Genomic DNA, 18,521 nt, shown 5'->3' on the forward strand with positions numbered 1-18,521 from the left:
GACCTCACACCGTGATCACGATCTTCGCTCGCGCGTGCTCCACCTCCAGATGCCGGACGGCCTCGGCCGCCCCGCTCAGCGGGTACATCCGCTCGATGGCCGGGGCGACCTTGCCGGCGTCGACGAGTTCCCGCAGCACGGTCAGATTCGCCTTGCTCGCCTTCGCGGTGAGCGGGAGCACGCGTTGACGCACGAAGGGGGAGAGCAACCGGCCGCGCACGATGAGCCGCACCGGGCCCAGGAGACTGCCGCCCTCGAACACGCCCCCGCCGGAGAGGACGACGGTTCCCGAGGGGGCCGTCGTGCGCCGGAGGTCGGCCAGGGAGCGGTTGCCGACCAGGTCCAGCACGACGTCGTAGCGGCGACCGGCGCGGGCGAAGTCCTCCCGCGTGTAGTCGACGACGTCATCGGCCCCGAGCGATCCGACCAGTTCGACATTGCGCGCGCCGCACACCCCGGTCACCTCGGCGCCGTACGCCTTGGCGAGCTGCACGGCGAAGCTGCCCACCCCGCCCGAGGCGCCGTTCACCAGCACGGACTGGCCGGCCCGGAGTCCGGCCACGTCCCGCAGGCCGATCAGCGCGGTGTTCGCGGCCAAGGGCAGCGCGGCCGCCTGCTCGAAGCTGAGGCCGGCGGGCTTGAGGTCCGTCTCGCTGTCCTTGGCGCACACGAACTCCGCGAAGGTGCCGTCCGCCTCGCCGTACACCTCGTCCCCGGGGTGCAGTCCCTCGACACCGGGACCGACCGCCGACACCCGGCCCGCGAAGTCCCGGCCCCGGATCCGGACCTTCGGTGCGCGCATCCCGAGCGACAGCCGGGCGATCCTGGGATCGCCGTGCAGGTAGTGCCAGTCGTAGGCGTTGACAGACGCCGCGTGCACGCGCACGAGCACCTCGCCGGCCCCCGGCACCGGCCGGTCGACCTCCTTCAACTCCAGTGTGTCCGCCGAGCCGTAGCGATCCTGGACGACTGCCTTCATACGACCCCCTCCGTCACTGCGGAGCGTACGGAAGAGACGACGGAAGAGACCCCACCCTGCCATCGGAAACCGTTCGGGTTGTCCGGGGGAGGTGGCAGATCAGCCGGTGTCCCGACACCTGTCGACCGCTTCACCGGGGTCAGATCGGCAGCAGTCGCCCCACCAGCGCGCTGAGCTGCCGTACGTTGCGGCACTCGTGCATGTCCACCAACTCGGCGTACTCGTACGCGGCCGAGTCGCCTGTGCCCCACTGCGCCCGCGCCTCCGGGTTCAACCAGTGGACGCGACGGGCCCGTTCGGTGATCTCCCGTACGGCGGACAGGTTCGGGTCGCTCATGTTGGTGCGGGCGTCACCCAGCACGAAGACCGTCGTGCGCGGGCTCAGCGCGGACCCGTACCGCGAGGCGAACTCGCCGAGTGCGACGCCGTAGTCGCTGCTGCCGTGCCAGCCGGTGAGCGTGGCCTCGGCCCGGATCCGGGCGCCGAGTCCCTCCGGGTCGGCTGCTCCGTGCCGCAGCAGCCCGGTGACCTCGTCGAGCCGGTTGACGAAGGCGAACACCCGCACCTTGCTGAACTGGTCGTGCAGCGCCTGCACCAGCAGCATCGTGAAGTCAGAGAACCCCGACACCGAGCCCGACACATCGCACAGCAGCACCAGTTCGGGCCGGGCCGGCCGGCGCCTGCGCAGCACCGGCTTCATCGGCACCCCGCCCGTCGACAGGGAACCGCGCAAGGTCCGCCGCAGATCTATGCTGCCGCGCGCGGCACGGCGGCGGCGGGCCGCCAGCCGGGTGGCCAGCTTGCGTGCCAACGGCTGGACCGTGCGCCGGAGTTCGGCCAGCCGGTCCTTCCCGGCGAACAGGAAGTCGACCCGGTCGGTCGTCGGGGCCACCGCCCGGCGCGCGATCTCGTCCCGGTCCCGGCGCTCCGCCACCCGCCGCCGGGCCTCCGCCGCCACCAGGGCCCGGAACGCCTCGATGCGCCGCCGGATCTCGTCCTCCAGCAACCGGTCGGTGAACCCGGAGCCGCCCTGCTGCTGCCCCCGCACCTCGTCCCGGACGCGTGCGAGCAGGGTCTGCGGGCGCAGCCGGTCGAGGGTCTGGTACGACGACCAGCCGTCCGGCGAGGGGGAGTTGCCGTATCCGCCGAACCCGTCGACGGCTTCGGCGGCGAGCCGGGCCATGAGGGTCTCGTCGTTCGCGGCGAGGGCCCGGGCGAGACGCTCGCGCAGTTCCTCCCGGTCCGCAGGAGCGGTGTCGGGCGCGCCGACGCCCCGCGGGAAGTACAGGTCGAAGACCGGGTCGAACACCCGCCGTTGCGTGGTGCCGTGCAGCAGCGTCGCGGCCAGCCCCTCCCGCAACCGCTCCCGGTCCGCGAGGCCCAGCGCCTCGACCGCCTGGGCCGCGTCCACCGTCTCGCCGGTCCCGATGCGCACGCCGTGCGCGCGCAGGGCGCCGACCAGGGAGGTGAGCCGCTCGGCGGTGCTCACACGGCGTCCAGGTCGAGCTTGGCCCCGGCCTTGAGGATGTCCTCCTGGTGCTTGAGGAGCACGCCCAGGCTGTCCCGTACGACCGTCTCGTCGAGGTGGTCCGCGCCGAGCGCGAGGAGGGTGCGGGCCCAGTCGATGGTCTCGGCGACCGAGGGCACCTTGCGCAGGTCCATCGCCCGCAGCGCTCCCACCACCCGCACCACGGACCGGGCCAGGGTCTCGTCCAGACCCGGCACCTTCAGCCGTACGATCCGCCGCTCCAGCTCCTCCTCCGGGAACCCGATGTGCAGGAACAGGCAGCGCCGGCGCAGGGCCTCCGACAGCTCGCGGCTGGCGTTGGAGGTGAGGACGACGAAGGGGCGGCGGGCGGCGGTGATCGTGCCCAGCTCGGGGACGGTGACCTGGAAGTCGCTCAGCACCTCGAGCAGCAGCCCCTCGACCTCGACGTCCGCCTTGTCGGTCTCGTCGATCAGCAGGACCTTGGGCTCGTCGCCGCGGATCGCCGTCAGCAGGGGCCGGGAGAGCAGGAACTCCTCGCTGAAGATGTCCGTGCGCGTCTCGTCCCAGGTCTCGTCCCGGCCGGCGCTGATGCGCAGCAGCTGCTTGGCGTGGTTCCACTCGTACAGCGCCCGGGACTCGTCCACGCCCTCGTAGCACTGGAGGCGCACCAGCCGGGCGCCTGCGACCTCGGCCACGGCCTTGGCCAGCTCCGTCTTGCCGACCCCGGCGGGGCCCTCGACCAGGAGCGGCTTGCCCAGCCGGTCGGCGAGGAACACGGTGGTGGCGACGGCGGGGGAGGCGAGGTAGCCGGTCCGGGCGAGGCGTGCGGAGACGTCGTCGACGGATGTGAACAGCAACGGGGCCTCCAGCTCGGCGGGAACGCGTTTCCCGACTATCTAAGCGCTTGTTCATCGCTTCTGTCACGGGGCGGCAGTCGCTGGAGGCCGGGACGCGGGGGCGTTGTCAGTGGTGCGTTGTACGTTTCGGGGCATGGGGATCTATCTGGTGAGCGTGGGGGCGCGGGAGTGGTTCGACACCGACGAGGAGGAGGGCCGCGCGGCCGTCGCCACGGGGTTGAACGAGGAGCTGCGCCGCAGGGGGCTGCCGTCGTACGAGTCCGTTCCCGAGGACACGGAGTTGGTCCGCGGATCGGGGACGCGGTTCGAGGAGAAGCTGGTGCCGCCCATCGACGGCTTCGTGCGGCTGGCCCACGCCCATCTCGGGCCCTCCGAGCCGGAGACCCTCCTCGACTGGTCGGTGCTGGTGCCGGTCTCGCTCGACGAGGAGATCGAACTGCCCGTCGAATCCTCCTACTCGGACACCACGGTGATCGCCGGAGCACCTCAGGTCCTCGACATGACGCGCCGGCTCGCCGAGGCGGTGCGACTGCCCCTGGACGAGATACCGGCGACCTGCGACAACCTCGACCTGACCTACTGGTTCCTGGAAGGCGACGCGGAGCGGGTGGCTGCCGCCAGGCCGGGCCCGTGGGCCGAGGACCTCGACGCGTCGTTCTACGTGGCGCTGTACCTCCGCGCGGCCGAACACTCCCTGCGCCAGGGCTGCCCGATCGTCTACAGCTGATGTGAGGAGGCGACGACTGTCGTGCTGTTCGGGCGGGGTCCGGTTTCGGCCTGGAGTTCCACGTGGAGCGGGATCCGACGGGCTTGGGAACCGGGGCGCCGCCGACCCGCTCCGGGACGTGCTGCTCGCCCACTGGTGGAGCTGGGCCGGCAGCAGTCACATCCCGGAGCGGTGAGGGCGGTCCCCGGTCCCGGTCGGCGTGGGGTCAGCTGGTCACACGGAAGGTGGCGTCGCTGCGTCCCGTCGTCGTGGTGATCGGATCGAGGCGCAGTTCGTAGGCGTAGTGGCGGATGTAGTGGTCGGGGTAGTTGTACGACTGGAACGAGGACCAGCCGGCGTCGGCGAGGCCGGCGACCTTGCGGAAGGTGGCGTCCGCGGCGAACTGGGCGCTGCCGTCGTTGCGGACCAGTTGGAAGTCGAAGTTGAAGTGGCGCAGGAAGTAGCCCGGGTAGTTGACCGACTCGAAGGAGACGGTGCCGGTGCCCGCCAGGCCGGGGCGCAGCCGGAACTGGGCGTCCTCGGCGGGGCTCACGTTGGGATCGATGCGTACATCGAAGTTGGTCTGACGCACGTACCGGTCCTGGAAGTTGTACGACTGGAGCCGCTGCGCGGGGGTGTTCGGCCAGCGGGCGAGCACACGGCTCTCCTCGGCGGCGGTCAGGTTCATGATCCAGCCGTGGCGCTTCTTCGTGCCGCCCATGGTGTAGCTTCCCGAAGCCTGCTTCTGGTAGGAGGCGGGGTTGGACGGGTCGGTCGTCAGGACCGGCATGTAGCCGCCGCCGGAGGCGTACTGGTCGAGGTAAAGGGCCCACTTGTTGGTGCCGTTGAACTTCATCCACATCGGGCCCTCGACCATCGAACCGGTCAGGCCGATGCCGGAGAGGTCGCCGAGCCGCGTCCAGGTTCCGAGGATGGAGTTGCTGCCCTCGAGGGTGATCTGCCCGTCACCGGAGGCCCGCACATAGCGGTAGCTGCCGACTCCGGCCGGCATCTCGATGATCTGGGTGTCGATGATCTCCTGCGTGCCGGGGCGCTCGATGTAGGTCTGCGGGGTGGTGATGGTGCGGAAGTCACTGGTGCGGGCGTAGTAGATGCGGTGCTTCGTCTTGCCGTCGAGGGGCACGTTGGTCGCCCAGTACAGGACGTAGTCGTTGGTCTGCGGGTCCCAAATCGCCTCGGGCGCCCAGGCGTTGCGTCCGTCGGGGATGGCGCCGGCGACGTTGAGCAGCCAGGGCTGCGACCAGGTGACCAGGTCCGTCGACTCCCACACCACCAGGTTGCGGCTGCCGTTGTTGATGGCGGCGTTCCAGTCCTGCCCGCAGCTGATGCACAGGTCGGTCGCGATGATCCAGTACTTGCTGCCGTCGGGGGATCTCACGAATGCGGGGTCGCGCACCCCCTTCGTGCCGACCGGGGAGCGCAGGACCATCCCGCCGCCGTTGAGGTCGTTCCAGTGCAGGCCGTCCGTGCTGTGCGAGAGGTACATCTGCTGGTTGGTCGCCCCCTCGCCGGTGAAGTGCACCATCAGGTACCCCGGATCGGCTGCGTCGGCCTGTTGGGGCGCGGTCAGGGCCTGGCCGGCGAAGAGGAGGCAGGCGGCGAGCAATATCACCGTCAGCCGGGCGCGGAGCGCGGACATGTGGATCTCCTGTCTTCGTGCAGGTGCCACCGTCGCGAGAAGGGAAGAGCGCGGTGGCGGGGAACTCTCGTGGGGGGAAACGGGGCGGGACGGTTACCGCACGATCCGGAAAGGGCCGTACTGTTCGAAATGCCGAACGATGTTCGTAGAATCGGGCAGACAGTAAGAGTGGCAACTGGGACGCGTCAATACATTCGACATCCATAGGTGCTTCACGCCGCATGTCGACGAACTCGCCGGATCCTTCTTTGATCAAAGCGTTGACTAGGACTTGATGCAGGGATTACGTTCTGGCCGATTTCACGAACGGCGTTCGAAATATCGGAAGTTGAGTGGCCGGTCCTCTGTGCCGCCCGCACCAAAGGGAGCAATACGTGAGACCTGTCCTCACCCGTCGATCTTTGCTCGGCATCATCGCCGGCTCGGCGGCCGCCACCGTCACCGGTGTCTCTGCCGGGTCCGCCCGAGCCGCCGTGCCCGCGTCACCAGGCGTGACGTACAGGAACACCGTCGCCGAGCAGCGGGCCGACCCGCACATCTTCAAGCACACCGACGGCTTCTACTACTTCACCGCCACGGTGCCGGAGTACGACCGCATCGTGCTCCGCCGGGCCACCACGATCCAGGGGCTGTCCTCGGCCGCCGAGACGACCATCTGGACCAAGCACGCCACCGGCGTGATGGGCGGCTACATCTGGGCCCCGGAGATCCACTTCATCGACGGCAAGTGGTACATCTACTTCGCCGCCGGTGATGCCAACGACATCTGGCACATCCGGCCCTACGTACTGGAGTGCGCCGCCGCGAATCCGATCACGGGGAGCTGGACGGAGAAGGGACGTATCGCGCTGCCGCTGGACACCTTCTCGCTGGACGCGACGACCTTCACCGTGAACGGCACCCGCTACCTCGCCTGGGCGCAGAACGACCCGGCCGTCGGCCGCGGCACCAACATCTACCTCGCACGGATGTCCAGCCCCTGGAGCATCACCGGCACCCCGGTCATGATCAGCAGGCCGACCGCCGCGTGGGAGACCGCCGGAGGCGAGACCGTCAACGAGGGCCCGGCCGTGATCCAACGCAACGGCAAGGTCTTCCTGACCTTCTCGGCCAGCGCCACAGACGCCAACTACTGCATGGGCATGCTGACCGCGTCCGCCTCTGCCGACCTGCTCAGCGCCTCGGCGTGGGCCAAGAGCGCCGGCCCGGTCTTCGCCAGCTTCGCGGCCACCAGCCAGTACGGCCCCGGGCACAACCAGTTCACGGTCTCCGAGGACGGCACGTCGGACCTCCTCGTCTACCACGACCGCAGCTACAAGGACATCAGCGGTTCCCCGCTCAACGATCCCAACCGCCGCACCCGTGTCCAGAAGATCTACTGGAAGGCCGACGGCACGCCCGACTTCGGCATCCCCGTCGCCGACGGTCTCACCCCGATCCGGCTCTCGTCGTACAACTTCCCCGACCGGTTCATCCGGCACTGGGAGTACCGCGCCAGGATCGAGGCGAACGTCGCCCCGATCGCCGACTCGCAGTTCCGCGTCGTCACCGGCCTGGCCGGCACCGGCACCGTCTCCCTGGAATCGGCCAACTTCCCCGGCTACTACCTGCGCCACAAGAACAACGAGGTGTGGGTGGAGAAGAACGACGGGACGTCCCTGTTCGCCAGTGACGCCTCCTTCGTCGCCCGGGCCGGTCTCGCGGACTCCGCGGGGGTCTCGTACGAGTCGTTCAACCTGCCGGGCTCCTACATCCGCCACTACGACTACCTGCTGTACGTCCAGGCCGTGAGCACCGCAACCGGCCGCGCCGACGCCACGTTCTACACCCAGTGACGCATCCCGGCGTCCCGTGACCCTTCGGGCAGCTCCGACCCCCACCGGGCCGGAGCTGCCCGAACGAACCGGCACATCTGCCACGCCCGCGTTCCTCCCCCTCCCACCCGCGATCGGCCCCCCTGCGCGGGCAGAACCACCATCCGGTTTTGCCCGGCACACACGCGCGCCTGGCCCACATCCGCCTGTCGGCCCAGTAGACACGTGGGGAGACAGCGACCGACTCGCACCGCAGACTGGGCTGGATCGACACATCTCCCAGTGGGCCGAAGGGACACCGGCATGACCGACGGAGACGACCGCACCGCCGTCGAGGGCCTCACCGTGGAACACCGCACCACCCCGCTCGGCGTCGACGAGGCCCGTCCCCGATTCGGCTGGCGCACCGCCTCCCGGGTCCGCGGCCGGCGCCAGACGGCCTACCGTCTCCTCGTCGCGTCCACCCCCGACCGTCTCACCGTCGGCCAGGCGGACGTGTGGGACAGCGGCCGGGTCGACTCGGCGGACTCGGTGGCCGTGCGCTACGCCGGCCCCGCGCTGAAGCCCTCGACGCGCTACCACTGGACGGTGGAGCTCTGGGACGAGAACGGCCGCCCGCTCCCCGAGGCCCCCACCGCCCGCTTCGAGACCGGCCTGCTCAGCACCGACGGCGTGACGGGCTGGGAAGGTGCGCAGTGGATCACCATGGCGGGCAAGGCCCCCAACAGTCCGGGCGCCCCCCTCCTGAGGAAGCAGACGGCCCTCGACGGCGGCCGGGTGCGCGAAGCCCGGCTCTACGTCTCAGCGCTCGGCGTGTACGACGCCTACGTCAACGGCCGCCGCGTCACCGTCTCTCAGGACGGCCGCGCCACCCACGAACTCCTCACCCCCGGCTGGACCAACTACGACACCACCGTCAGCTACTTCACCTACGAGGTGACCGGTCTCCTGGCGGACGAACGGGAGGTCACCCTCGCGGCCGTGCTGGGCAACGGCTGGTACAACGGCCGGATCTCCGAGAACAGCGTCTACTGCTCGCCGGACGGCAACCGCCTCGCCCTCAAGGCCAAACTCCTGATCCGCTACGAGGACGGCTCCGCACAGACCATCGTGACCACCCCCGACAGCGACTGGCGGGCCACGGACACCGGCCCCTACCGCGCCGACGACCTCTACGACGGCCAGACCTACGACGCCCGCCGGGAACTGCCCGGCTGGACCGCGAACGGCTTCGACGCCTCCGCCTGGTCCGGCGTCGAGGCGCACGACTTCACGACCAGGTTCCCCGGCTCCCGACTGGTCGCATACCCGGGGGAGTCGGCCCGGCTGATGCCGCAGTGGGACCGCAGGCCGCAGTCGATCGCCGTCCACACGGGCGGGAGGGACTTCACCGCCGACCCCACCCGCACGATCACCGACCCCACCCGGGCCGCCTCCGCCGCCCTGACGCTGCACCCCGGCGACACCGCCGTGATCGACTTCGGCCAGAACCTGGTCGGTGTGCCCCGCTACACCCTCCGCGGCCCGTCCGGCGCCCAAGTCACCTTCGCGCCGGGCGAGATGCTCAACGACACCAGCGCGGGCGCCGACGGCCCCGAAGGCTCCGTCTATCGGGCGAACCTGCGCACGGCCGAGGCCGCCGGCACCTACATCCTCAAGGGCGACCCGAAGGGCGAGACCCACCAGGACTCCCTGACCTTCTACGGGTTCCGCTACCTCTCCGTCACCACGACCGAGACCGTCACCCTCACCGACCTGACCGGCCGGGTCGCCACCTCCGCCCTCCGCGACATCGGGCAGGTCACCACCGACGACCCCGACATCAACCAGTTGATCAGCAACGTCCGTTGGGGCCAGCGCGGCAACTACCTCTGGGTCCCCACCGACTGCCCGCAGCGCGACGAACGCTGCGGCTGGACCGGCGACACCCAGGTCTTCGCCACCACCGGCCTCTACAACGCCGATGCGGTCACCTTCCTGAGCCACTTCCAGGACATCCTGGCCGACTCCCAGCGCACCTACGGCGCCGACGGCGCGCAGTTCCCCTGGATCGCCCCCGGAGCCCGCTACAACGAGCCCGTCGGAGCGAGCGGTTGGGCGGACTGCGGGATCGTCGTGCCCTGGACGGTGTGGCAGATGAGCGGTGACTCCACCGTCGTCGACCGCAGTTGGGACGCGATGACGGCGTACATGGACTGGATCCGCGCACGCACCGGCGACACCGGGGCCGGGCAGGGTGCGATCTTCGGCGACTGGCTGGCCTTCCAGGTCACCAGCACCCGACTCGTCAGCGACGCCTACTACGCCCACAGTGCCCGGCTCATGGCGGACATGGCCCGTGCCACCGGCCGCACCGCCGAGGGACAGGCCTACGACGAGCTCTTCGCGCGGATCGAACGGGCCTTCGTCACCACGTACCTGAGCGGTGAGGAAGGCCGGCTCACCGTGCGTTCCGGCCTCGGCGACCCGCCGCCGTACACCCCCGGGGACAGCCCCACCCAGCCAGAGGACGACACCCAGACCGCCCTGCTCTGGATCCTCAAACTCGGCCTGTACGACACCGGGGAGCAGCGTCGGCGTCTCGTCGAGCTCCTCACCGAGAACATCGGCAACTCCGCCGCCTACAAGGCCGCCCACCCCGACAGCACGCGCGCCGGACACGCCGAGAACACCCTGTCCGTCGGCTTCCTCGGCGTGAACGTCCTGGCGCCCGTCCTCACCGAGGAGGGCCAGGTGGAGCTGGCCTACAAGCTGCTGCACCAGGACGCCATGCCGTCCTGGCTCTACTCGGTGCGCAACGGCGCGACGACCATCTGGGAGCGCTGGAACTCGTACTCCAGGGAGGACGGTTTCGGGCCGGTCGAGATGAACTCCTTCAACCACTACTCCTACGGCGCGATCATGGAGTGGATGTACGAGAGCATGGCCGGCATCGCCAAGGACCCGGCGCACCCGGGGTTCAAGCACTTCTTCCTGCGGCCCCACCTCGACCCGACCGGCCGGATCACCCGGGTCAGCGGCTCGCACCTGTCGCCGTACGGCGAGATCGTCAGCGAATGGGCCGTACGGGACAGCCGGTTCACGCACCGGATCGCCGTGCCCGCCAACAGCACGGCGACCCTGCGCATCCCCACAGCCGACCCCGGCTCCGTGTGCGAGGGCCGCACCCCCCTGTCACGCGTCCGGGGAGTCGAGCACCTCGGCTTCGAGGGCGGCGTCGCCTCCTACGAACTGCCTTCGGGGCGCTACGAGTTGACCTCCGCGCTCGCCTGATCCGCCACCAGTACCACCTCGAGGGTGCGCGGACCGTGCACCCCCTCGACCCGGTCCAGCTCGATGTCGCTGGTCGCCGAAGGGCCGGAGATCCAGGTCAACGGGCGTACCGGGTCGAGGCGTTCGAGGCCTTGCGGCACCGAGGACACGACCTGGTCCGGGATCCGTACGACACAGATGTGGTGGTCGGGGACGAGCGTGATGCGGCGGCGGCCCTGGTCGGGCGAGCCGTCCAGGACGATCGTGCCGGTCTCCGCGATCGCCACCGCGCACGCCGTGACCACACTGTCGATCCGGTCCAGCTCGTGCGGGGTGCTCCCGGCCCGGTCCGGCACCTGCTCGGCCCCGGTCTCCGCGAGCCAGGACGGCTCCAGGCCCGGCGGCACGAGCACCGTCTTCGCGCCCCGCGCCGCCAGCATCCCGGCAAGGGTGGCCGGAAGGTCGGCCGTGGTGCAGCGGTGCACGATCGCCCGGTAGTCGGCGAGGTTCTCGGCCAGCAGCTCCACGGTCTCCCCGACCGTGCGGTCACCGTGCTCGCGCAGATAGGTCCGCTCGATCGGAGCGTCCTCGCCGGAGACGTCGGACAGCGCGCGCCGCACCCGGCCCAGGATCCTTTCCCTGCTGTTCACTTCGAGCCCCCCTTCTCCGAGCGGCCGCCGTCGGTCCGCTGCCACCAGTCGCGGAACGGCTCCGGGGGGACGGTCGGAAGATCCCGGGTGTCGCTCCAGGCCTTGCCCGGTCCCGGAAGCGAACGCGGATGCAGACGCCGGGTGCGCGAGGCCGCCCGCTGTCCGGTGCGCAGGACACCGGGGTGGGCGAACGCCCAGCGTGCCGCCCGCATCGCCGCCCGCTCGGCCGCGTGCCCCTTGGCCGGCTTGAGCACCACCTTGTTGCCCTCGCGGACCACCGGCCCGCCCTGAACGACCCGCTCGCGCAGGTGCACCAGCACCTCGGGGATGTCGATGGCGACCGGGCAGACTTCGTAGCAGGCCCCGCACAGCGAGGAGGCGTACGGCAGCGAGGCGTCGATCTCGCTCGCCGTACCCCGCAGTTGGGGGCTGATGATCGCGCCGATGGGTCCGGGGTAGACCGAGCCGTAGGCGTGCCCGCCGGCCCGCTCGTAGACCGGGCACACGTTCAGACAGGCCGAGCAGCGGATGCAGCGCAGGGCCTGGCGGCCGACCTCGTCGGCGAGGGTGTCGGAGCGGCCGTTGTCGAGCAGCACCAGGTGGAAGGTCTGGGGGCCGTCCTCGTCCGTGGTCCCGGTCCAGGTGGACGTGTAGGGGTTCATGCGCTCGGCCGTGGAGGAGCGGGGCAGGGTCTGGAGGAAGACCTCCAGGTCCTGCCAGGTCGGCACGATCTTCTCGATGCCGACGACCGAGATCAGCGTCTCCGGCAGGGTCAGGCACATCCGTCCGTTGCCCTCGGACTCCACGACCACCAGGGTGCCGGTGTCGGCGACCATGAAGTTGGCGCCGGAGATGCCGACCTTGGCCCGCAGGAACTTCTCCCGCAGGTGCAGCCGTGCCGCCTCCGCCAGTTCGGCGGGCGTGTCGGTGAGCCCCTCGGGGGCCGGGCGGCCCCACTCGCTCATCTCGCGCTCGAAGATGTCCCGGATCTCGCCCCGGTTGCGGTGGATGGCCGGGACGAGGATGTGCGAGGGCCGGTCCTTGCCCAACTGCACGATCAGCTCGGCGAGATCGGTCTCGTAGGCCCGGATGCCCGCGGCTTCGAGGGCCTCGTTGAGCCCGATCTCCTGCGTGGCCATCGACTTGACCTTGACGACCTCCGTCTCGCCGGTCATCTTGACGAGCTGGGTGACGATCTCGTTGGCCTCGTCGGCGTCGGCGGCCCAGTGCACGGTGCCGCCAGCCGTCACCACCGACTCCTCCAACTGCACGAGATAGTGGTCGAGGCGCCGCAGCGTGTGGTCCTTGATCCGCTTGCCCGCCTCGCGCAACTCCGCCCAGTCCGAGACCTCGGCGACGGCCTTCTCCCGCTTGGCGCGGATCGTGTGGGTGGCGTGCCGCAGATTCCCGCGCAGGGTCGGGTTGTTGACGGCCTCGTGCGCGGCCTCCGGGAAGGCCGGCATTCCTACGAACGTCCCGCTCATACGGCCGGCTCCTCCTCCGTGCTCGCCAGGATCTCCGCGATGTGCACCGGCCGCATGTCCGACTCCAGCCGGCCCATCGTGCCCCCGATGTGCATCAGACAGGAGTTGTCGGCCGCGCACAGCACCTCGGCGCCCGTCGACTCGGCGTTGCGCACCTTGTCCGCGCCCATCGCCGCCGAGACATCGGAGTTCTTCAGCGCGAAGGTGCCACCGAAGCCGCAGCACTCGTCGGCGCCGGGCAGCTCCTTGAGTTCGAGCCCCTTGACCGCCTCGAGCAGGCGCCGCGGCCGGTAGCCCAGCCCGAGCCCCCGCAGACCGTGGCAGGTCGGGTGATAGGTCACGGTGTGCGGGTAGCAGGCCCCGACATCCGTCACCCCCAGCACGTCCACCAGGAACTCCGTCAGCTCGTACGTCTTCGGCACCACCGGCGCCAGGGTCGCCGCGAGACTGTCCCCGCGCCCCTCGGCCCGGGCCCGCTCGCCCATCCGCGGATACAGCTCCCGCACCATCGCCCCGCACGAGCCGGACGGCGTCACGATCGCCTCGTAGTCCCGGAAGACATCGGAGAAATGCCGGGCCAGTGGCTCCGCCTCATGCCGGTATCCGGTGTTGTAGTGGGCCTGCCCGCAGCAGGTCTGGGACATCGGGAAATCGACGTCGACCCCCAGCCTGGTCAGCAGTTTCACCACGGCGCGCCCGGTGTCCGGATACAGCGTGTCGTTGACGCAGGTCAGGAACAGGGCGACACGCATCGCGGCTCCTTCGTGGTCGATCATCGGATGAGTGCAGCGTAACCGGGAGGCGGGATCCCGGGGAGACCCGGGGTCAGATCCGGACGAGCCGCGCCTGCGCCTCACGCCAGCGCGCGGGATCGCCCCGGGGCTCGTACCGGGTCAGCGGCTGGGTCCGGGTGAGCAGCCCGCGGCCGCCCGCGAGGTCGCCGACGAGCCCGTGGGCCCGCGCCTGGACCAGGACGTTGCCGAGCGCGGCCGCCTCGGTGGGCCCCGCCACCACCGGCAGCCCGCAGGCGTCGGCGGTCAGCTGGCAGAGCAGGGCGTTGCGGGTGCCGCCCCCGACGATGTGCACGACGTCGACGGGACGGTCCGCCAGGTGCTGCGCCTCCTCGACGGCGCGGCGGTGGGCCAGGGCCAGCGAGTCGAGGATGCAGCGTGTGATCTCGCCGGGGGAGACGGGCACCGGCTGACCGGAGGCACGGCAGGCCTCGGCGATCCGCTCCGGCATCCGCCCCGGCGGGAGGAAGACCGGATCGGAGGCGTCCACCACCGAGCGCAGTGCCGGCGCCTCGGCCGCCTCCCGCAGCAGCTCGCCCAGGTCGGGGTCGCCCCAGGCCCGTACGCACTCCTGGAGCAGCCACAGCCCCATGATGTTCCGCAGGTACCGGACCGTGCCGTCGAGCCCCAGCTCGTTGGTGAAGTTGGCGGCCCGGCTCTCCTCGGAGAGCACCGGCGCGTCCAGTTCGAGGCCCGCCAGGGACCAGGTCCCGGTGCAGATGTAGGCGAACCGCTCACCGGACGCGGGCACGGCGGCCACCGCGGAGGCGGTGTCGTGCGAGCCGACCGCCGTCACCGGCACGGGCCCCGCGAGTCCGGTCTCCTCCAGCACCTCGGGCCGCAACAGGCCGGCCGGATCGCCGGGTTGCCGCAGCGGCGCGAACAACTCCAGGTCGATGCCCAGCCGTTGCGCGATGTCGTACGACCATCCGCGGGTCCGGGGATCGATGAGCTGGGTCGTTGAGGCGTTCGTCAGCTCGGTGCCCTGCTCACCGGTGAGCCAGTAGGTGAGCAGATCGGGGACGAGCAACAGCCTGCGGGCGCCCGTGCGTTGTTCGGCGACGAGCTGGTACAGGGTGTTGAAGGGCGCGTACTGGAGCCCGGTCGCCGCGTACAGCTCGGGCGCGGGCACGGTCGCCCACACCTTCTCCGCGACACCCTCGGTACGGGAGTCGCGGTAGTGCACGGGGTTGCCGAGCAGCCTGCCGTCCCCGTCCAGCAGCCCGTAGTCCACGGCCCAGCTGTCGATGCCGACCGAGTCGACCTGGCCTGCCGCCCTGAGCCCGTCCAGGACACCGCCGTAGAGCGAGAGGATGTCCCAGCGCAGGCCCTCGGGCAGTCGCACGGGCCGGTTCACGAACCGGTGGGCCTCGGTCAGCTCCAGGCTGTCGGGGCCGACCCGGCCGACCATGACGCGTCCGCTGGACGCGCCGAGGTCCACCGCGGCGTACGACTTCACGGACCCGCTCATCGCAGGAAGGCGGCGGCGACGCCGGCGTCGACCGGGACGTGCAGACCGGTGGTGTGCGTCAACTCCCCGCCCGTCAGCGCGAAGACGGCGTTGGCGACATGCTCGGGGAGCACCTCCCGCTTGAGGATGGTCCGCTGGGCGTAGAACTCGCCCAGCTTCTCCTCCTCGATGCCGTAGGTCGCCGCGCGCTGGGCACCCCAGCCGCCGGCGAAGATCCCGGACCCGCGCACCACGCCGTCCGGGTTGACGCCGTTGACGCGGATGCCGTGCTCGCCCAGCTCGGCGGCGAGCAGCCGCACCTGGTGGGCCTGGTCGGCCTTGGTGGCGGAGTAGGCGATGTTGTTCGGGCCGGCGAACACGGCGTTCTTGGAGGCGATGTAGACGACGTCGCCGCCGAGCTTCTGCGCGATCATCACCCTGGCCGCCTCGCGCGAGACGAGGAAGGAACCGCGCGCCATGATGTCGTGCTGGAGGTCCCAGTCCTTGGCGGAGGTCTCCAGGAGAGGCTTGGAGATGGAGATGCCGGCGTTGTTCACGACGAGGTCCACCCCGCCGAAGGCCAGCAGGGCGGCCTTGAACGCCCCGGCGATCTGCTCCTCGTCCGTCACGTCGACCGTCACGGCGACGGCCTTGTCGGAACCGCCGAGTTCCTCGGCCACGGCGGCCGCGTTCTCGCCGTTGAGGTCGGCGACCACGACACACGCGCCCTCGGCGACCAGCCGCTGCGCGATGGCCTTGCCGATCCCGCTGCCCGCGCCCGTGACCAGTGCGATGCGCGTCGCGAGCGGCTTGGGCTTCGGCATCCGCTGGAGCTTGGCCTCCTCGAGAGCCCAGTACTCGATGCGGAACTTCTCGGACTCCTCGATCGGCGCGTACGACGAGACCGCCTCGGCGCCCCGCATCACGTTGATCGCGTTGACGTAGAACTCGCCGGCCACCCGGGCGGTCTGCTTGTCCTTGCCGAAGGAGAACATGCCGACGCCGGGGATCAGCACGATCGCCGGGTCGGCGCCGCGCATGGCGGGGGAGTCGGGCAGCGCGTGCCGCCGGTAGTAGGCGGCGTACTCCTCGCGGTACTCGGCGTGCAGCTCCGCCAGGCGCGCGACGGCCTCCTCCACGGGAGCGGTCGGCGGCAGGTCGAGGACGAGCGGCTGCACCTTGGTGCGCAGGAAGTGGTCCGGGCAGGAGGTGCCGAGCGCGGCGAGCCGCGGGTGCTCGGCACGGGCCAGGAACTCCAGCACCGGCTCGGAGTCGTTGAAGTGCCCGACCTGCGGCTTGTCCTGGGAGGCGATCGCGCGGACGTACGGCGCGAGCGCGGCGGCCCGCTCCCGCCGCTCGGCCTCGCCGAGCGCGCCGTACCCCTCGATGACGGGCCCGAAGGGCTCGGCCTTCCCGCGCTCCTCCAGGAACTTCTCGGCGGTCCGGATGATGTGCAGCGAGTTCTGCTCGCACTCCTCGGCGGTGTCACCCCACGCGGTGATGCCGTGGCCGCCGAGAACGACGCCGATGGCCTGCGGGTTGGCGGCCTTGATGGCGGCGATGTCCAGCCCGAGCTGGAACCCGGGCCGACGCCACGGCACCCAGGCCACGGTGTCCCCGAAGCACTCGGCGGTCAGCTTCTCCCCGTCGGCCGCGCAGGCGAGAGCGATACCGGAATCAGGATGCAGATGATCGACATGAGCGGCCTCGACGAGCCCGTGCATGGCGGTGTCGATGGAGGGAGCGGCCCCGCCCTTGCCGTGCAGGCAGTAGTCGAACGCGGCGACCATCTCGTCCTCGCGCTCGACACCCGGGTACACGTCGACGAGCGCCCGCATCCGGTCCAGCCGCAACACGGCAAGCCCCGTCTCGGTCAACGTCCCGAGATCACCCCCGGACCCCTTGACCCACATCAGCTCCACATCACCCCCGGTGACCGGATCGGTGTCGGTGCCCTTGGCGGAAGCGTTCCCACCGGCGTAGTTGGTGTTACGGGGATCGGAGCCAAGCCGACGGGACCGGGCGAGGAGAGCGGCGGCTTCGGGGTGGGTTGCCATGACGTTCGGTTCCTTCTGGAGAGAGGGGAGGTGTTCTTACCCAGGGGCGCGGGGAACTGCGCGACAAGCCACAACGGACCCGCACCCCGCAGACGACAGATCCAGGCAGACGCTTACGCCCCCCAACCGGCCTGTTCCCCGCCGACCCGCGAGGCGACGATCTTCTCGGCCCACCCGGACCGCTTGTACGCACCGATCGGATCAGCGTCCAACCCCAACTCCTCACGCACCTCACGAAGCAACGGCCGCACATCCGTGTTGTACGCATCCATCAGCACAGCGTTCGCTTCGAGAACATCCCCTTCGCGCTGAGCCGCGCCAAGAGCCGTCCGGTCGACCAGCAGAGCCTTGGCCGTCGCTTCCTGCACGTTCATCACGGACCGGATGATCGCCGGGATCTTCGCCTCGATGTTGTGGCACTGGTCGAGCATGAACGCGACGTCCGGCGTGAAGCCACCGCCCCGGATGACCTCGTACATGATCCGGAACAACTGGAACGGATCGGCCGCCCCCACCATCAGGTCGTCGTCCGCGTAGAACCGCGAGTTGAAGTCGAACCCGCCGAGCTTCCCCTCCCTCAGCAGCGTGGCGACGATGAACTCGATGTTGGTCCCCGGCGCGTGGTGGCCCGTGTCGACGACGACCTGCGCCTTCTCCCCGAGCTTCAGGCAGTGCGCGTACGCCGTCCCCCAGTCCGGCACGTCCGTCGAGTAGAAGGCCGGCTCGAAGAACTTGTACTCAAGGAGCATCCGCTGCCCGTCACCCAGACGGTCGTACACCTCGGAGAGACCCTCGGCGAGCCGGTCCTGCCGGGCCCGCAGATCGTCCTGACCGGGGTAGTTGGTGCCGTCGGCGAACCACAGCTTCAGGTCCGTGGACCCCGTGGCGTCCATGATGTCGACGCACTCCAGCAGGTGATCCAGCGCCTTCCGGCGCACCGAGGCGTCCGGATGACAGATGCTGCCCAGCTTGTAGGCGTCGTCCTGGAAGGTGTTGGAGTTGATGGCGCCCAGCTTCACGCCCCGCTCCTCGGCGAACTTCGCCAGCGCGGCGTAGTCCTCGACCTTGTCCCACGGGATGTGCAGCGCGACGGTCGGGGCCACCCCGGTGAAGGCGTGCACCTGGGCCGCGTCCTCCAGCTTCTCCTGCGGGGTACGCGGTACGCCCTGCTGCGCGAACACCTTGAAACGGGTCCCCGAGTTCCCGTACGCCCACGACGGTGTCTCGACGGCCTGGGTCTTGAGCGCGGCCTTCACCGCGGCGAGCTCGGTCACTTGAGGGCTCCTGTGACGTCGGGTCCGAAGGGCTTGCGAACAGCTTCACTGTGAAACG

Annotated in this window: 13 protein-coding genes; 3 read left to right on the forward strand and 10 right to left on the reverse strand. The window is 70.3% G+C overall.

What is annotated here, in order from left to right; translation table 11 throughout:
- Window positions 1-4: 4 nt before the first annotated feature.
- The 3 genes from IF54_RS0126345 to IF54_RS0126355 all read right to left on the reverse strand — a co-directional run bounded on the left by IF54_RS0126345 (window position 5) and on the right by IF54_RS0126355 (window position 3,322).
- The gene (locus tag IF54_RS0126345; protein ID WP_030322929.1) at window positions 5-979 is read right to left on the reverse strand and encodes an NAD(P)-dependent alcohol dehydrogenase; all 975 of its coding nucleotides are present in this window, start codon (window positions 977-979) and stop codon (window positions 5-7) included.
- 139 nt (window positions 980-1,118) lie between these two features.
- Complete coding sequence (locus IF54_RS0126350) at window positions 1,119-2,468, reverse strand: vWA domain-containing protein (RefSeq protein ID WP_030322931.1); 1,350 nt, start codon at window positions 2,466-2,468, stop codon at window positions 1,119-1,121.
- Entirely contained in the window at window positions 2,465-3,322 is an 858-nt protein-coding gene (locus tag IF54_RS0126355) for an AAA family ATPase (RefSeq protein ID WP_030322934.1), read from the reverse strand. The genes IF54_RS0126350 and IF54_RS0126355 overlap by 4 nt, the downstream gene beginning before the upstream one ends.
- Before the next feature lie 136 nt (window positions 3,323-3,458).
- Between IF54_RS0126355 and IF54_RS0126360 the strand changes: the two genes are divergently transcribed.
- Window positions 3,459-4,052, forward strand: coding sequence for a hypothetical protein (locus tag IF54_RS0126360; protein ID WP_030322936.1), 594 nt, complete (start codon window positions 3,459-3,461; stop codon window positions 4,050-4,052).
- A gap of 205 nt (window positions 4,053-4,257) precedes the next feature.
- Here the strand turns inward: IF54_RS0126360 and IF54_RS0126365 are convergent, their stop codons facing one another.
- On the reverse strand, window positions 4,258-5,691 hold the full coding sequence (locus IF54_RS0126365; protein ID WP_030322943.1) for a glycoside hydrolase family 43 protein: 1,434 nt from the start codon (window positions 5,689-5,691) through the stop codon (window positions 4,258-4,260).
- 410 nt (window positions 5,692-6,101) lie between these two features.
- Here IF54_RS0126365 and IF54_RS0126370 point away from each other — a divergent pair, with 410 nt between their 5' ends.
- The gene (locus IF54_RS0126370) at window positions 6,102-7,526 is read left to right on the forward strand and encodes a family 43 glycosylhydrolase (protein WP_030322946.1); all 1,425 of its coding nucleotides are present in this window, start codon (window positions 6,102-6,104) and stop codon (window positions 7,524-7,526) included.
- 282 nt (window positions 7,527-7,808) lie between these two features.
- Window positions 7,809-10,778 carry an alpha-L-rhamnosidase gene (locus IF54_RS0126375; protein WP_030322949.1) on the forward strand — a complete coding sequence of 990 codons (2,970 nt, stop codon included), beginning with the start codon at window positions 7,809-7,811 and terminating at the stop codon, window positions 10,776-10,778.
- On the opposite strand, the gene IF54_RS0126380 is transcribed toward IF54_RS0126375, so the two are convergent.
- The 6 genes from IF54_RS0126380 to rhaI form a co-directional block, all read right to left on the reverse strand.
- Window positions 10,751-11,407, reverse strand: coding sequence for a LutC/YkgG family protein (locus IF54_RS0126380; protein WP_030322950.1), 657 nt, complete (start codon window positions 11,405-11,407; stop codon window positions 10,751-10,753). The two genes, IF54_RS0126375 and IF54_RS0126380, sit on opposite strands and share 28 nt — an antisense overlap.
- The gene (locus IF54_RS0126385; RefSeq protein WP_030322951.1) at window positions 11,404-12,891 is read right to left on the reverse strand and encodes a LutB/LldF family L-lactate oxidation iron-sulfur protein; all 1,488 of its coding nucleotides are present in this window, start codon (window positions 12,889-12,891) and stop codon (window positions 11,404-11,406) included. The genes IF54_RS0126380 and IF54_RS0126385 overlap by 4 nt, the downstream gene beginning before the upstream one ends.
- On the reverse strand, window positions 12,888-13,643 hold the full coding sequence (locus IF54_RS0126390) for a (Fe-S)-binding protein (RefSeq protein ID WP_030322956.1): 756 nt from the start codon (window positions 13,641-13,643) through the stop codon (window positions 12,888-12,890). Before IF54_RS0126390 ends, IF54_RS0126385 begins: the two co-directional genes overlap by 4 nt.
- Window positions 13,644-13,716: 73 nt before the next feature.
- Entirely contained in the window at window positions 13,717-15,153 is a 1,437-nt protein-coding gene (locus IF54_RS0126395; RefSeq protein WP_030322957.1) for a rhamnulokinase, read from the reverse strand.
- Window positions 15,150-17,189 (reverse strand): bifunctional rhamnulose-1-phosphate aldolase/short-chain dehydrogenase, encoded by a 2,040-nt coding sequence (locus IF54_RS0126400; protein ID WP_030322958.1) that lies wholly within the window; start codon window positions 17,187-17,189, stop codon window positions 15,150-15,152. Before IF54_RS0126400 ends, IF54_RS0126395 begins: the two co-directional genes overlap by 4 nt.
- Window positions 17,190-17,302: 113 nt before the next feature.
- The gene (gene rhaI, locus IF54_RS0126405) at window positions 17,303-18,463 is read right to left on the reverse strand and encodes an L-rhamnose isomerase (RefSeq protein WP_030322964.1); all 1,161 of its coding nucleotides are present in this window, start codon (window positions 18,461-18,463) and stop codon (window positions 17,303-17,305) included.
- Window positions 18,464-18,521 lie beyond the last annotated feature (58 nt).

The sequence above is a fragment of the Streptomyces sp. NRRL B-3229 genome, assembly GCF_000719505.1.
Taxonomy (GTDB): domain Bacteria; phylum Actinomycetota; class Actinomycetes; order Streptomycetales; family Streptomycetaceae; genus Streptomyces; species Streptomyces griseorubiginosus.